Genomic DNA, 14,246 nt, shown 5'->3' with positions numbered 1-14,246 from the left:
AGCAGAATGGGGAAGGGGAACGATGAGTGAAAGGGACGATTGACGAATTGCTGTCTCATCCCTTGGGGATGGTGCTCGGATTTTTCTCCGTAGCGATTATGGAGCTGCTTGTATTTCTGGCTTGCTTTGAACTGGTGACCAAGTACAAATGCTGGCATGAAATCAAGAAGGGCAATGTGGCGGTTGCGATGGCTACAGGAGGCAAAATCTTTGGAATCTGCAACGTGCTTCATTTCTGCATTCAGGCCAAATCATCGGTGTATGAAGCTATGACGTGGTCATTTGTAGGATTTGTCCTTCTGCTCATTGCCTATTTTCTATTCGAGTTTCTGACGCCGGTGTTCTCGATTGACAAGGAGATTGCAGCGGATAACCGGGCCGTAGGATTGATATCCATGATTATTTCCGTCTCGTTGTCATTTGTTATTGGCGCGAGCATCATGTAGGGGGACCGTTCATGAAAATATTGATACGGATTCTGTTTGCTGCATCGATTGTATTTTTTGCCATAGGCGTCATTTATGTGTTGAACACATGATTATCTGAAAGAGAAAGGTTGATTCAATATGGAACCAACAGTATGTCCATGGTGCCACACCGAGATTGTATGGGATGAGGAGTTAGGTCCTGAAGAAGAATGCCCTTACTGCCACAATGAATTAAAGGGATATCGTACACTAAACATCAATATCGGTGATGAAGAGAACGATGAAGCCGAGGAAGACATCTATGATCTGGATGATGTCGAGGACGATGAACAAACTTCGGATCTCGCCAACCTGTGGGGAGACGAAGTAGAGCTGAAATTGCCGGAGCTTCGTACATTGACGAAGTATGCGGATGAGGGCAATGATCTGATTCAATACGAAGAAGGCGTGGAGAAGCAGCTTGATTTGCAAGAAGAGGTGCCGGAATGCCCGCACTGTCGTGAATTCATGATCCTCACGGGTACACAGAAGGCTACCAAGGATACGTTTAATCCTGTTGCCAATGCTGTCTTAGGTACGGACTCGTTGCTGGATGCGCCGTTCTCTGTACAAATGTATGTATGCTCAGGCTGCTTCCAGGTTCAATATAATTTGTCAGAAGATGATCGTCTGCGTCTGATCCAGAATTTGAGTGCACGGAAATAAGGGATTAAAACGTTACTGAAAATATAATATTCCGGGAAATTCATCATGTTTTCCTTCTGCTTGGGGTACGTTAACCCTGATACCTTGCCTGTGAAGTACTGACTTCAGGTGGAATGAGGAGGGAGCAGATGAAGATTTCACTGGGCCGACAATCCATTCTGCTACTAGGCGTGAATGGATTGTTTGTGTTAGCCGGAGCTTTGTCGGGAACGTTTCTGAATGTGTATCTATGGAAAAGCCGTCCGGACTACGCCATGCTGGGATGGTTTACGATCAGCCAGCAAATTGCACTTGGGCTCACGTTTTGGCTTGCGGGAAAGTGGGTCAAGGAACATAACAAAATGAGTGCGTTGCGATTGGGAACGGCCTTGTCAGGTATTTTTTACATGCTTGTGTTATGGGCGGGACCCAAGGCGGTTGACTGGATATTGCCTCTGGGAATTTTGTTTGGATGCGCACTTGGATTGTTCTGGATTGCGTTTAATGTGGTTTATTTTGAAGTGACTGACCGGGAGAATCGGGACCTGTTCAATGGCTGGGTGGGTCTACTGGGTTCCATGACAGGCATCATCGGCCCGTGGTTCTCAGGTCTTATTATTTCACGAATGGTTGATAATTCGGGTTATCGCCTTATTTTTACGGTGTCATTGGTCATATATGTGATTGCCGTTGTGTTCAGTTTTTTTCTGAAAAAAAGGGAAGTCAGCGGAACATACCGCTGGTCTGAACCGTGGCGACAGTTGTCTGCCAGAGATAGTGCATGGAGGCCACTTGGCATGGGACTGTTTGCGCAAGGCGTGCGGGAAGGCGTATTTGCCTTTCTGATTGCGCTGCTCGTCTATGTGGCAACTAAGCAGGAGTATAAGCTAGGACAGTTCTCGCTAATCACTTCTGCCGTAGCACTGGTGAGTTACTGGGCCGCAGGAAAATGGTTTAAGCCGCAATACAGGTCCAGGGGGATGTTAATCGGCGCGATATTGTTATTCATCGTGTTGATTCCGCTATTATGGAAGGTCAGCTATGGTACGCTTTTGATTATGGGAATTGGATCTGCCTTGTCGATGCCGTTGTATATTTTGCCGATGATTTCGGCAGGATTCGACCTGATGGGAGCGAGCGGCGAAAATGTAGAGAAAAGGGTTGAACTTGTCGTATTAAGGGAGCTTTGTTTGATGGTCGGTCGTTTATTTGGCCTTGCTGTATTTATTGTGACGGTCATGAATGGCCCTTCGTTACAAACGTTAACCTGGCTTATTGTGGCGCTGGGGGCTTTTCCACTCATTGGCTGGATATTCATGCGCAACATGTTAGTGCATCCGGATCAGCAAGAACCCTCAGCATAGGGAAAAGGGTACAGTCCAGGGATGAATCCTGAGCTGTACCCTTATTTATGTGAGACGTTACTTACACAGGAGATGGTTTACTCGTTCTCGTTAATGAGAAAAGTTCCATATCGCCATTCTCAACTCCTGTAACAGCATCGGCCAAAATAGAAGCAGCGAACATGCTGTACACCGTCCCGTTACCGCCATAACCCTCGAGAAAATAAGAATGCGGGTATTCAGGATGTGGGCCGATAAACGGAAGTCCGTCATGTGTATTGCCAAACACGGCACCCCAGGCATAATCCACTTCAAGACCTTCTAGTGGGAAATAAGAGCGGACTTCTTCCAGGAGTGTATCTCCCCGGTGTCTTGCCCGAATTTCACGCTGATCTTCCCTAGGTGTCTCTTCATCCAGACCGCCAGCAATGATCCGTCCATCTGGTGTAGTTCTCATATACAGGTAAGGGCGTGCTGTCTCCCAGATCAGACTGTGTTCGTACCATTCTTTCAGGTCAGGCAACGGCTTAGTAGCAATAGCATAGGTGGTTTGCAGGTAGGCTCCTTGATCCTTTTTGATGGTCTGCGTCTCATAACCGGCAGCAAAAATAACCTTGCGTGCTCGGATTTTTCCACCTGAAGTATGGCAGAGTACACCATCATCATCGAATTCACAATGAATCATCTCCGTCTGTCCATAGATTCGTGCTCCTCGTTTACTTGCCGATTCAAACAAGGCATGAACAAAGCGATACGGGTTCACTTCAGCATCCCCCAACGTATATAGTGCGGCAGGTTTGCTGAAGGGGAAATGGCTGCTGATTCTGTCGGAATTCCACAGCTCAGCTTCAAAGCCATAATGCTTCAACGTTTGATATTCTTCCTCCAGCATGGCTACATCATCAGTGCTGCTGGCAAAACAGAGACTGGTCCGCTGAATAAACCAGGGATCGGTATCCAGCCTGTCTGCAATTTGTGCGAGCTTCTGCATGGCTTCACGACACAGTTGATAGAAGCGCAAGCCTGTCTTTTCGCCAAAGGTATTGATGCAGGATGTCAATGTTTTGTCGTTTGTGTACTGCAAAAGTCCTGTATTGGCTGAACTGCTGCCATGTGCAATCTTTCTCTTATCAATAACAACCGTTTTAACTCCACGCTCCGAGAGCAATTCGGAAGTCAGTGCACCCCCCATACCACCACCTATAATCAAGCAGTCACAGGAAATGTCGTTTTGTAGCGAGGGGTAGGTGGAATTCGGATTAAAAGTGGAAGGCCAGAACGGTGTACCATAGACCAGATCCATTAGAAACATCTCCTTCGTGATTACGTTTGTATACTTTTGAGTGACCGGGTTAACAATAATTGCGCATAACTTAATGCCGAGGAGGTCAACCAGAACATGCAGAATCAATCCATGCAAGCGCTGAGTCCGAAAGAATTGAATTATATTGCGGATTCAATAACCAATGAAGAATTGCTAATCAAACAGTGTGCGGCCACAGCTTCCATCTCACAACATCCGCAAATTCAGCAGGCACTGAATCACTATGTTCGTTCCCATGAACAGCATCTGAACACACTTGTCAATGTTTTGCAGCAACATCAATCTATTGCTCCAACACAAGCACAGTAATAGAAGCCGAATCTAACCGTATAGGAGGAAACTTTGTGTATTCTCAATCTTTATCATCGAATGGATCTTTTATGCAGGAACAGGATTTGTTGAAGTCGATTCTTGCTGATTTAAGACGAACCGCGCGCGAATATACGACAGCAACAACCGAAGCTTCCTGTCCCGTGACACGCCGGATGTTCACAGACTTGACCAATGATACACTCCGTTTGCAAGGTGAGCTGTTCAATGTGATGCAGCAGAACAACATGTATTCGGTAGGTTCGAAAGCATTGCGACAGGATGTGGACAAGCAGATTCAATCGGCCCACCAGACCCAACAGAAATGTCAACAGTTCATTCAGGAAAAGAATACTCAGACGAGTGCTTACAGCCAAGCGCCTAATGTACCCCAGCATCAACCGAATTACGGTAACCCTTATTACATGTAACCTTTGTAATAATGGTTTGAAGCAGGTACTGTACTGTTGCAGACCATACCACCGCTTGCCCGAATTCAGGGCGGGCGGTTTTTGTCTTTGCATGATCGTTGAATTCATGTAATATAAGTATTAATTCATTTTCAGGAACCTGGATGACGCTGGAGGGAAAGACATGAAGGATCTGAACGATCTGCAATTAAAAGTTCTGGATTTGTTGAAGGAAGACGCGAGAAGGACTCCCGCACTGCTGTCGACGCTGCTGGGGGAGTCGGAAGATAAGATCAAGAACGCCGTGACACAGCTTGAACAGGACCATGTGATTGTGAAATACGCAACCGTTGTGAACTGGAGCAAGATTGATGATGAGAAAGTAACAGCCTTGATTGAAGTACAGATTACGCCTGAGCGTGGTCGTGGCTTCGAAGGGATCGCCGAACGCATTTATCTGTATCCGCAAGTGAAATCAGTATATCTCATGTCAGGTGCATATGATCTGCTCGTAGAAGTGGAAGGTGGCAACCTGCGCGAAGTCGCTAATTTTGTTTCGGAGAAATTGTCTCCGATTGACTCTGTACTTTCAACCAAAACGAATTTTATTCTTAAAAAATATAAACAGGACGGGATTATTTTTGAAGACCATCAGGAAGACAACCGTCTCATGATCTCGCCGTAAAGGAAGATGCGTCATGATAGTGAATGAACAGACAACAGGAAACAACAAGAAAATGACATCGTATTTGGCACCTTTGGTTCAACAGATTCCGCCTTCCGGCATACGGAAATTTTTTGATCTGGTTGGCGATAACAAGGATATTATCACACTGGGTGTAGGTGAACCGGACTTTGTAACACCATGGCATATGCGTGAAGCTTGTGTATATTCACTGGAAAGAGGCATGACCAGTTACACTTCCAATGCGGGTATGCCGAAGCTGAGGGAAGCCATTAGCGAGTATCTGGATACTCAATTTGATACCAAGTATGATCCAAAGGACGAAATTATCGTTACCGTTGGTGGCAGTGAAGCCATAGATCTGGCATTGCGTGCATTGATCGTACCTGGAGACGAAATTCTAATTCCAGAACCTTCGTATGTGGCCTATTCTCCAATCGCTTCGATTGGCGGAGGCATTCCGGTTGGTGTAGAAACGTATGCGAAGGATCAGTTCAAGCTGACTGCCGAGGCGCTGGAAGCGGGAATTACGCCTAAGTCCAAGGTTCTTATCCTCTGTTATCCGAGCAATCCGACAGGTGCCATCATGACCTATGAAGAATGGCTGCCTATTGCTGAAGTGATCAAAAAGCATGATCTGATCGTCATTGCGGATGAAATTTATGCTGAGCTGACGTATACGCAAAAACATGTTAGTTTCGCTTCGATTCCGGATATGAAGGAACGTACCATTTTGGTTAGTGGGTTTTCCAAGGCTTTTGCGATGACCGGCTGGCGAATTGGGTATATGTGCGGACATCCTGAACTGATTGCAGCCATGCTCAAAATTCATCAGTACACGGTGATGTGTGCACCTGCCATGGGACAGGTGGCCGCGCTTGAGGCATTGACAAACGGTTTGGGTGAGAAGGATAGAATGGTTGAATCCTATAATCAGCGCAGACGCCTTATCGTGCAGGGTTTTAGAGACATTGGACTGGACTGCCATGAACCTCAGGGAGCATTTTATGCGTTTCCTAGTATCCAGAAGACAGGGCTGAGTTCCGATCTTTTTGCTGAGCGTCTGCTAACGGAAAATAAAGTAGCGGCTGTTCCGGGTAATGTATTTGGGCCGCAAGGTGAAGGATTTCTTCGCTGCTCCTATGCAACATCTGTGACCCAATTGAATGAAGCATTGGAACGAATCGGAAACTTTGTTTACAAACTGCAAAAAGAGGGTTAATAGGGATTATAAGCTTCTGATCGACATAAACTTTCTTCAAACTAGAAAAAAATAACTTTCTTTTACAAAATATTGTGATATAATTTCAATTTGAAATATGTTTTTCTTGTATTTGGAAACTAATTTTTCCAAGGAGGGGTTGGCTTTGTTTTGTGTTGAATATGATTTACCGACTAATCGTGGGCATTATTTGGCAGAAGGCGATCATGGCGACCGATGGTCGGTGAAACCGGATCACGCATCTTTGCATAACGTTTCCTTGGAAGATGAGATCCATATGCTACGCCGCAAGATGGAACAGATATTCCTTGAAGAGAAATCATTCACATCCGATATTGTAATTGAAATTAGCAGTTTGCTAGATTTGAAGATTAATGAATACATGAAGGCTAATCCGATTAAAGGAAAGTAATTTTTCGTTGTATCGAAACGTTACGCATATTGCGAATCGAAGAAGACCCTGATGGGGTCTTTTTTTTTTGCTTATGAACAGTTTGCTTCGGATAGGCATGGTTATTTTTTTGCGTGGAACAATTGTGATATATTGTACATAGGAGACTAAAGGGGGAACTGGAATGAAGAGATTTTGGGGGCTTACCGCAATCATTTCTATGATTTTTCTGCTTGCTGGCTGTGGCGGTAAGGACGGTTTTACGATTTTTATCATTGATAACCAAGGAAATCCATCCGTGATCTCGGAGCAGTTGCAAGCTAATTTGCAGCAGAAGCTGGGCGAGGAGCCCAAGGTGGAGGTTATCACCAGTGCAATGTATGATGTTCAGAAAATTATGGTAGAGTATGCGGCTGGTGGTCATGATATTTTCATTTTGCCTGAAGCTGATATGAAGCAGTACGGAAGTAACGGCTCCAATATTCCGCTGGATGATACATTTGATTCGGAGAAGTATAAGCGCGGTGTATTTGAAGGCGGTGTCTTGGTTGAGAAGGGTGAAGGAGATGACGGTTCAGATATCAAGACAGAATCACATCTTTATGGCATACCGCTGGAAGATATGCAAATGTTCAAAGATGTAGATTATGCTGCGCAAAATCTGTTTGCTACCATTCCGGTGTCGGCGTCCAATGTCGAAGAATCCAAGAAAGTGCTGAAGGCGCTGACAGAGTAAATGCAATCTAGTATGGCTACTGAAGGAGGGGAGCGGATTGCTAATTACGGTCACAGGCGGCATAGGCAGTGGTAAAACCCGATTTGCTCTTGCATACGCAGCCCGGATTAGCCGGGAGGGCATCTATTTATCCACTGGTGATCATGATCCCGTGATTCCCGAATTGCCATCCGCTCATTATCGTGCTATCCAGGCTGGGAACGGCCCGCACCTGACGGAGGTGCTTCACCAGATTAATCGGGAATCCAATCTCTTCCTGGCTGATCAGCGAATTGTCATTGTGGATAGTCTGACGGCCTGGATGGCTGCCGGGTTCCGGGCAAGTGATGATCTGGATCAGCAGCGTTCAGAGACACAGCTGTTGCTAGACGCCCTTCTGTCTTACCAGGGAAAGCTGCTCGTGATTACCAATGAAATGCATGGCTCTTTGTATCCTTCAGAGGAAGAACGCATTTTTACGGCAAGAATGGCGTCGGTTAACCGGGCGCTGCAGGCGCATTCCGAACAGATGTATCTGTTGATATCTGGCCTGGCTGTTGATCTCAAAGATCGAGGGCTGCGATATGAAGATTAGCATTTCATAATGTTAAACGATGAACGAGCCTAAAGAAGCCTCCGTCACCACAAATAGTGATGCGGAGGCTTTGTTTTATGACAAAAGCTATGCGTGTAAATTTCTTTATTTCCGAGTTTTATTTCGTCTGATCCACCAGATGATACAGCCCACAACAATAATCGCCAGTAGCACATATACGACCAGGGAGTACACGTCCATAAAGTGCAGGATACTCTCCCATGACGCCCCTAGAGCCGCACCAACCGAGACGAGAATAATATTCCAGGCCAATGTTCCAATGGTTGTGAAGAGGACGAATAAACCAAATTTCATATTGGACATGCCGGCAGGGATCGAGATGAGGCTGCGAACAAGGGGAACCATGCGACAGAATAATACGGTCCACATTCCATATTTGTCAAACCATGCATCGACACGGTGGATATCTTCTTTTTTGATCCGCAGAATATGACCCCAACGTTCTACAATCTTCTCCAGCCGATTGACATCAATCAGCAGTCCGATCCCATAGAGAATGACAGCCCCAAGCACAGAACCAATGGTAGCCGCAATAATAACACCGGGAAGGGTCAGGCTGGTGTAAGTGGTCATGAAGCCGCCAAAAGGTAATATGATTTCGGAGGGGATGGGGGGGAATACGTTTTCTAGAGCAATAATGAGTGCAATGCCTATGTAGCCGTATTGTTCCATGAAATCGGTTATCCAGTTTTGCATAATCGTCTCCTCTACTTTTGGTTTGCAAGGATTTGGCGTATACTCGGCAGAGTACACCAATTCATATATACGTGTGAAGGATCTCACTGGTTTCTGAAAATAATAGCATTCCCGTATTCATAGCAGGTCAAGTATACTGATTAAGTTAGACTCTAAAAGGGTCATGCATTTATATTTAACCCCAGCGTTCTACCATGCGAATGATATTAACAATAGGAGGGATTACAATGGGCATATATACACGAACAGGTGACGAGGGGCAGACCTCCGTCATTGGTGGACGGGTCATCAAGGATGATGACCGGGTTGAAGCTTATGGGACAATTGATGAGCTGAATTGTTTTGTTGGGCAGGCCATCAGTTTTATTGATCAAGCAAATGGGGAATTTGAGGATTTGCGTGAACATTTGCTCGAAATTCAGCAAGAATTGTTTGATTGCGGGTCCGATCTCGCCTTTGTAAAAATTAGCGAATCCAAATATAAAGTACGGGATGAGATGGTCGCCCGGCTTGAGCAGTGGATTGATCAGTATGATGCGGAGAATCCGAAAGTGGAACGGTTTATTTTGCCTGGGGGCAGTCTGCTCTCTTCCACATTGCATGTCTGCCGCACCGTATGTCGCCGTGCTGAGCGCCGCGCCGTAACCCTCGGACAACATACGGATATCAACCCTTCTGTGCGACGATATTTGAACCGTCTGTCTGATTATTTCTTCGTTGTTGCACGGACGGCAAATGCGAGACAACAGGTAGCTGACATTGAGTATGTGCGGAGCAAAAAAGTATTCCGCCGCAAAGACAAAGAATGAGCGATTATTATTCACCACTTACTTACACGGTTCCCGAACATGAAGATGGCTGGCTGCTGAAGACCGTGCTTCAGCGGCGCCTGCAGGTTTCGCGCAAGCTCCTGTCGAGAATCAAACTTACAGAGCAGGGAATTATGCTGAATGGCGAGCGGGTATACATCAGCGTCAAAGTTAGCGCAGGTGACGTTCTGGAAGTCCGGATGGAGCAAGAAGAGTCGGATGATATTTTACCTGAGCCGATTCCCTTTACGATACTGTATGAAGACGAGCACTTGCTTATCGTGAACAAGGATTCAGGTGTCATCGTACATCCAACACATGGGCATTACACAGGTACATTGGCAAACGGGGTTGTCCATTATTGGAAGTCCAAAGGCGAGCGTTTCCGCTTCAGACCGATTCATCGACTGGATCAGGAAACATCAGGAGTACTGGCAATCGCGAAAAATCCATATGTGCACCAGCATGTCTCTGAACAAATGATCGCAGGAACGGTGGATAAACAATATATTGCCTTTGTACACGGTAGTCCTGCCCAAGAAGAGGGAGCCATTGATGGCCCGATTGATCGTGATGCCGAAGAACCGCATCGTCGAATCGTTACACCTGACGGGTATGCGGCAAGAACGTTATACACGACAGTCGCAAGGTGGGCGGGTGGAAGTGCCAGTGCAGTGAACCTGAAGCTGGAGAGTGGCAGAACCCATCAAATAAGGGTACATATGACATCGATCGGCTGCCCGTTAATTGGGGATCGGATGTACAAGACCCTTCCTATGCATGAGATCGATGGGCAGACCATGGCTGTTCGGGAGGAACGAGATACTTGGATTGCTCGTCAGGCATTGCACGCATGTGAGCTGGCGTTTGACCATCCCATTTTGCAAAGTCGAATGACGTTCCAAGCCCCATTGCCCGCTGATATGGCTGCCCTGGAGGCACGTTTGGATGCTGAGGCATCACCTAGAGAAGTATTATAAAATGCTGTCAAACGGCTTGTGAATCGCGCTGTGTGTATTACCTCAGTACATTGAGTCATGCTGTATGTCAACGATTAGTTAACTTAACCCGTGTGAGGCATGCGAACTGCATCCGAACAAAATGCCACAGGCTAATTTTTAAAATTTTTAGGTTGTAGGATTTTATGTTTTAAGGTTTTTGACCCTAAAGCCGAATGGACATTTTTCTCATTCGCAAAGAGGTTTAAACTTACAGTGCGATGGATCGGTTTGGAGCGACTTTTGGATTTGCGAAGCAAACCAAGGGAAGCGAGAAATCGAAACCGGAGCACCACCGGAGCACACATAGGAGGACAAGTAACGATGAGTAATCTAAAAGTATTTCAGTACGCCAAATGTGGCACGTGCCGCAAAGCTGTAAAATGGCTGGAAGCTCAGGGGCATGAGCTGGAATTAGTTCCTATTTTCGACACACCCCCATCCGAAGCAGAATTAACGGAGTTGATTCAGAAGAGCGGACTTGAAGTGAAGAAGTTTTTCAATACGAGCGGAGAAGTATACAAGGAGCAGCAATTGAAGGACAAGCTGCCAGGGCTTTCCACTGAAGAGCAGATTCGTTTGCTGGCTTCCAATGGTCGTCTGATTAAACGTCCAATCGTTACGGATGGTCACAAAGTAACCGTCGGATTCAAGGAAGATACGTATGAGCAGGAATGGAACAACGCGTAATTTTTAGATGAATGATTTCATTGATTGTTAAATGAACCAAGGTGAAAAAAGCTCTGAATGTTCAAATTTCAGGGCTTTTTTGGCTGGTCGATCCTTGGCGGAACTATGCTATAATGATAGAATTAGTTCGATATTTTATTTGCTAGATACAGGACAGGAGAGAACAAATTCAAGTGAATCAACGTAATGAACCTACTTTGTTGCTGGTAGATGGTATGGCGGTGTTGTTCCGTGCATTTTATGCAACATCTGCAAGCGGATATATCAGACGTACAAAGGCAGGCGTGCCAACCAACGCAGTATACGGTTTTATCCGTTATTTCTGGGATGCGGTTCAAACCTTTGGGCCAAGTCATGTCGTATGCTGTTGGGATATGGGGGGCAAGACGTTTCGCGGTGAAGAGTATGCAGCGTACAAGGGAAACCGTCCGGAAGCTCCGGATGATCTGATTCCTCAGTTTGCTCTGATTCGTGAAGTGATGGATAGTTTGAACATTCCGAATATTGGTGCTCAAGGATATGAAGCTGATGATTGTATCGGTACACTTGCCAAGTATTACACCGAGCAGACGGATATGAACGTGATGGTACTGACGGGTGACCACGATATGCTGCAACTGATTGATGACCGCACAAGTATTATTATTATGAAAAAAGGTCATGGCAATTACATGGTGTATACGCCTGAATCCCTAATGACGGAGAAACAACTGACACCTCGTCAAGTGATAGACATGAAAGGTCTGATGGGCGATGCCAGTGACAATTATCCTGGGGTACGGGGCATTGGGGAGAAGACAGCTTTGAAGCTTGTACAGGAGTTTGGCTCCATTGAAGGTATTTTGGACAATATGGACAAACTTACCCCTTCGGTACGTAACAAGATTGAGAATGATCTCGACATGCTGCATCTGTCCCGCAAACTGGCAGAGATTCACTGTGCTGTTCCGGTAGCTTGTGCACTGGATGTATGTGAATTGCGTCTTGATCCGGATATGGTGATGGACAAGTTTGAACAACTTGAGATGAAGAGCCTGGGCTCTTGGATGGGAGTGGCAATAGGGTGAGTAGCATGCAGACAAAACGGACGGGCAAAAAGTGGTGGACAGGGGCTATGGCCCTCGTCCTTGCTTTGCCTGTAATCCTTTCAGGAGCGGTGAGTGCTCCACAGACAGCAGATGCCAAAGCGGCAATCAGCACCAAGGTACAGAAAGTAAAAGCAGCAGGACGCAGTTTTACCGTGCAGACGGTTAGTATTCCCAAGGGTACACCAGTTACCGTAGGATTGGCGAAGAAGCAGGTCGGTCAGACCGCAACATTACCTTCGATTGTCAAAGCTTATGGCGCGCAAGCGGCCATTAACGGAGCGTTTTTTGAAGCTTATAACGGAGCTCCAGATCCATACGGCATGTTAATAGCAAACGGCAAGGTTATACATATTGGAAGATACGGAACTACGATCGGGTTTAAGGAAGATGGCTCTGCCATCATGGATTCGCTTCAAGTGAGCCTGACGGGTAAAGTAACAGATACAGAAGGGAAATCACGCAGTTGGTATGCGACCTTTATTAACCGAACACCTTCCGCGAATGCGAGTATTACGATGTTATACACGCCAGAGCGGGGTTCCACAGTCGGGTTCAAAGGAGGTACGGCGGTTGTGATGGAGAAAGGGATTGTCACCAAGAAAGTACCGAATACCAATGTAGCCATTCCGAAGAATGGCTCGGTGCTGGTCTTCACGGGGAATCAGAAAGCTTCTTCGGACCGCTTCACCGTTGGATCGACTGTAGAGATGAATTATAAATACACCAATGCAGCAGGCAAGGAGATCCCTTGGGAAGATGTAGTCACCGCTGTGGGCGCAGGTCCACGTCTGGTGAAAGACGGCAAAGTTGCCGTCAATCCAGCGAGTGAGGGCTTCAAGGATACCAAAATTCTCAATGCCTCCGGCGCAAGAAGCGGTATTGCCATTATGGCTGATGGTTCGGTTATGCTGGCTACCGTGCCAGGTGCGACGATTAAGGAATGGGCTGCTGTCATGCAGAAGCTTGGTGCCAAGCAGGCAATGAACCTGGATGGTGGTGCATCTTCTGGTATGTATGCTGGCGGCAAAATGCTTACTTCCCCCGGCCGCTTGTTAAGTAATACACTTGTTTTTGGTGGCTTTGTTCGTTAAAAGAAAGCTAATATGGGAGGTAGGATCAGATGACACTCACACATAACCGGAAGCCAGATGAAAACAAAACGGCGGTATTAGCTGTAAACGTAGGGCAGCCTCAGGCCTTGCCTGGCCAGAAGCGCGAAGTGATGAGCGGCATTGTGAAACATCCCATATCCAGCCCGGTTTTCCTGTCATTCACCGGAATGACAGGGGATGCCCAGGCGGATCTGGAGCATCATGGTGGGCCTGACAAGGCGGTTTGTGTATACGATTACAGTCGTTATCCGGCGCTAGAACAACTGATGGATCGCAAGCTGGACTGGGGAGCTTGTGGAGAAAATCTGACAGTTGAAGGCTGTATGGAGGAAGAAGTCCGGATTGGTGACGTATATGAATTGGGGGAAGCCACGGTACAGGTCAGTCAGCCAAGACAGCCTTGCTTCAAGCTTGGTGCACGGTATGATTACAAAGAGCTGCCTGTTTATTTTCAGGATAGCGGGCATACCGGATTTTATTTTCGAGTATTGCAAGAGGGCGAGGTAACTTCTTCTGCAATATTCAGACGAGTAAGCACGGACCCTGCATCAATGACCATTCTGGAAGCTAATCGAATTATGCATCAGGGGAAGCAGGATGTCACTGGTATGCGTGCTTTGCTGGCCATTCCAACACTAGCCGACAGCTGGAAGCAGACCTTATTAAAGCGATTGGCGAAGCTCGGAACTGCTGAACAGGATTAATCATGCTGTCGTTCCGTCGTTC

Annotated in this window: 18 protein-coding genes; 16 read left to right on the top strand and 2 right to left on the bottom strand. The window is 46.5% G+C overall.

Annotation, left to right across the window (positions count from 1 at the left end; genetic code table 11):
- Window positions 1-68: 68 nt before the first annotated feature.
- From HW560_RS29260 to HW560_RS29250, 3 genes are all read left to right on the top strand, one after another.
- Entirely contained in the window at window positions 69-446 is a 378-nt protein-coding gene (locus HW560_RS29260; RefSeq protein WP_090902038.1) for a DUF350 domain-containing protein, read from the top strand.
- 120 nt (window positions 447-566) lie between these two features.
- Entirely contained in the window at window positions 567-1,133 is a 567-nt protein-coding gene (locus tag HW560_RS29255) for a hypothetical protein (RefSeq protein ID WP_090895152.1), read from the top strand.
- A gap of 128 nt (window positions 1,134-1,261) precedes the next feature.
- Complete coding sequence (locus HW560_RS29250; RefSeq protein WP_179265321.1) at window positions 1,262-2,476, top strand: MFS transporter; 1,215 nt, start codon at window positions 1,262-1,264, stop codon at window positions 2,474-2,476.
- 61 nt (window positions 2,477-2,537) lie between these two features.
- Here HW560_RS29250 and HW560_RS29245 read toward each other — a convergent pair whose 3' ends face one another.
- Entirely contained in the window at window positions 2,538-3,758 is a 1,221-nt protein-coding gene (locus HW560_RS29245) for an NAD(P)/FAD-dependent oxidoreductase (protein WP_179265320.1), read from the bottom strand.
- A gap of 96 nt (window positions 3,759-3,854) precedes the next feature.
- Between HW560_RS29245 and HW560_RS29240 the strand changes: the two genes are divergently transcribed.
- The 7 genes from HW560_RS29240 (at window position 3,855) to HW560_RS29210 (ending at window position 8,106) form a co-directional block, all read left to right on the top strand.
- Window positions 3,855-4,088 (top strand): hypothetical protein, encoded by a 234-nt coding sequence (locus tag HW560_RS29240; RefSeq protein WP_090895159.1) that lies wholly within the window; start codon window positions 3,855-3,857, stop codon window positions 4,086-4,088.
- Window positions 4,089-4,123: 35 nt separating this feature from the next.
- Window positions 4,124-4,519, top strand: coding sequence for a spore coat protein (locus HW560_RS29235; protein WP_090895162.1), 396 nt, complete (start codon window positions 4,124-4,126; stop codon window positions 4,517-4,519).
- A gap of 163 nt (window positions 4,520-4,682) precedes the next feature.
- On the top strand, window positions 4,683-5,183 hold the full coding sequence (locus HW560_RS29230; RefSeq protein WP_090895164.1) for an Lrp/AsnC family transcriptional regulator: 501 nt from the start codon (window positions 4,683-4,685) through the stop codon (window positions 5,181-5,183).
- A 13-nt stretch (window positions 5,184-5,196) separates the two neighbouring features.
- The gene (locus HW560_RS29225) at window positions 5,197-6,405 is read left to right on the top strand and encodes an aminotransferase class I/II-fold pyridoxal phosphate-dependent enzyme (protein ID WP_090895166.1); all 1,209 of its coding nucleotides are present in this window, start codon (window positions 5,197-5,199) and stop codon (window positions 6,403-6,405) included.
- Window positions 6,406-6,550: 145 nt separating this feature from the next.
- On the top strand, window positions 6,551-6,817 hold the full coding sequence (locus HW560_RS29220; protein WP_053780449.1) for an aspartyl-phosphate phosphatase Spo0E family protein: 267 nt from the start codon (window positions 6,551-6,553) through the stop codon (window positions 6,815-6,817).
- 163 nt (window positions 6,818-6,980) lie between these two features.
- Complete coding sequence (locus HW560_RS29215; RefSeq protein WP_090895169.1) at window positions 6,981-7,532, top strand: type 2 periplasmic-binding domain-containing protein; 552 nt, start codon at window positions 6,981-6,983, stop codon at window positions 7,530-7,532.
- Between the two features lie 37 nt (window positions 7,533-7,569).
- Window positions 7,570-8,106: a bifunctional adenosylcobinamide kinase/adenosylcobinamide-phosphate guanylyltransferase gene (locus HW560_RS29210; RefSeq protein WP_179265319.1), complete on the top strand. Its 537-nt coding sequence runs from the start codon at window positions 7,570-7,572 to the stop codon at window positions 8,104-8,106.
- A 105-nt stretch (window positions 8,107-8,211) separates the two neighbouring features.
- Here the strand turns inward: HW560_RS29210 and HW560_RS29205 are convergent, their stop codons facing one another.
- Window positions 8,212-8,823 carry a DedA family protein gene (locus HW560_RS29205; RefSeq protein ID WP_179265318.1) on the bottom strand — a complete coding sequence of 204 codons (612 nt, stop codon included), beginning with the start codon at window positions 8,821-8,823 and terminating at the stop codon, window positions 8,212-8,214.
- A 227-nt stretch (window positions 8,824-9,050) separates the two neighbouring features.
- On the opposite strand from HW560_RS29205, the gene HW560_RS29200 reads away from it, so the two are divergent.
- From HW560_RS29200 to HW560_RS29175, 6 genes are all read left to right on the top strand, one after another.
- Window positions 9,051-9,632 (top strand): cob(I)yrinic acid a,c-diamide adenosyltransferase, encoded by a 582-nt coding sequence (locus tag HW560_RS29200; protein WP_090895176.1) that lies wholly within the window; start codon window positions 9,051-9,053, stop codon window positions 9,630-9,632.
- Window positions 9,629-10,612: an RluA family pseudouridine synthase gene (locus tag HW560_RS29195; RefSeq protein ID WP_179265317.1), complete on the top strand. Its 984-nt coding sequence runs from the start codon at window positions 9,629-9,631 to the stop codon at window positions 10,610-10,612. Before HW560_RS29200 ends, HW560_RS29195 begins: the two co-directional genes overlap by 4 nt.
- A gap of 342 nt (window positions 10,613-10,954) precedes the next feature.
- Window positions 10,955-11,320: an arsenate reductase family protein gene (locus HW560_RS29190; protein ID WP_090895181.1), complete on the top strand. Its 366-nt coding sequence runs from the start codon at window positions 10,955-10,957 to the stop codon at window positions 11,318-11,320.
- A 173-nt stretch (window positions 11,321-11,493) separates the two neighbouring features.
- Window positions 11,494-12,387 carry a 5'-3' exonuclease gene (locus HW560_RS29185; RefSeq protein WP_072734037.1) on the top strand — a complete coding sequence of 298 codons (894 nt, stop codon included), beginning with the start codon at window positions 11,494-11,496 and terminating at the stop codon, window positions 12,385-12,387.
- A 5-nt stretch (window positions 12,388-12,392) separates the two neighbouring features.
- Window positions 12,393-13,499, top strand: coding sequence for a phosphodiester glycosidase family protein (locus tag HW560_RS29180; protein ID WP_257031469.1), 1,107 nt, complete (start codon window positions 12,393-12,395; stop codon window positions 13,497-13,499).
- A gap of 29 nt (window positions 13,500-13,528) precedes the next feature.
- Window positions 13,529-14,224 (top strand): MOSC domain-containing protein, encoded by a 696-nt coding sequence (locus HW560_RS29175; RefSeq protein WP_179265315.1) that lies wholly within the window; start codon window positions 13,529-13,531, stop codon window positions 14,222-14,224.
- Window positions 14,225-14,246: the final 22 nt, after the last annotated feature.

The organism is Paenibacillus sp. E222 (assembly GCF_013401555.1).
GTDB lineage: Bacteria > Bacillota > Bacilli > Paenibacillales > Paenibacillaceae > Paenibacillus.
This window is presented reverse-complemented; position numbering and strand designations above follow the sequence as displayed.

Coding starts and splice junctions, on each gene's coding strand:
- HW560_RS29225 (WP_090895166.1), top strand. CDS start 5,197: ATGATAGTGAATGAACAGACAACAGGAAACAACAAGAAAATGACATCG.
- HW560_RS29260 (WP_090902038.1), top strand. CDS start 69: ATGGTGCTCGGATTTTTCTCCGTAGCGATTATGGAGCTGCTTGTATTT.
- HW560_RS29255 (WP_090895152.1), top strand. CDS start 567: ATGGAACCAACAGTATGTCCATGGTGCCACACCGAGATTGTATGGGAT.
- HW560_RS29245 (WP_179265320.1), bottom strand. CDS start 3,758: ATGGATCTGGTCTATGGTACACCGTTCTGGCCTTCCACTTTTAATCCG.
- HW560_RS29250 (WP_179265321.1), top strand. CDS start 1,262: ATGAAGATTTCACTGGGCCGACAATCCATTCTGCTACTAGGCGTGAAT.
- HW560_RS29230 (WP_090895164.1), top strand. CDS start 4,683: ATGAAGGATCTGAACGATCTGCAATTAAAAGTTCTGGATTTGTTGAAG.
- HW560_RS29190 (WP_090895181.1), top strand. CDS start 10,955: ATGAGTAATCTAAAAGTATTTCAGTACGCCAAATGTGGCACGTGCCGC.
- HW560_RS29215 (WP_090895169.1), top strand. CDS start 6,981: ATGAAGAGATTTTGGGGGCTTACCGCAATCATTTCTATGATTTTTCTG.
- HW560_RS29175 (WP_179265315.1), top strand. CDS start 13,529: ATGACACTCACACATAACCGGAAGCCAGATGAAAACAAAACGGCGGTA.
- HW560_RS29195 (WP_179265317.1), top strand. CDS start 9,629: ATGAGCGATTATTATTCACCACTTACTTACACGGTTCCCGAACATGAA.
- HW560_RS29205 (WP_179265318.1), bottom strand. CDS start 8,823: ATGCAAAACTGGATAACCGATTTCATGGAACAATACGGCTACATAGGC.
- HW560_RS29240 (WP_090895159.1), top strand. CDS start 3,855: ATGCAGAATCAATCCATGCAAGCGCTGAGTCCGAAAGAATTGAATTAT.
- HW560_RS29200 (WP_090895176.1), top strand. CDS start 9,051: ATGGGCATATATACACGAACAGGTGACGAGGGGCAGACCTCCGTCATT.
- HW560_RS29180 (WP_257031469.1), top strand. CDS start 12,393: ATGCAGACAAAACGGACGGGCAAAAAGTGGTGGACAGGGGCTATGGCC.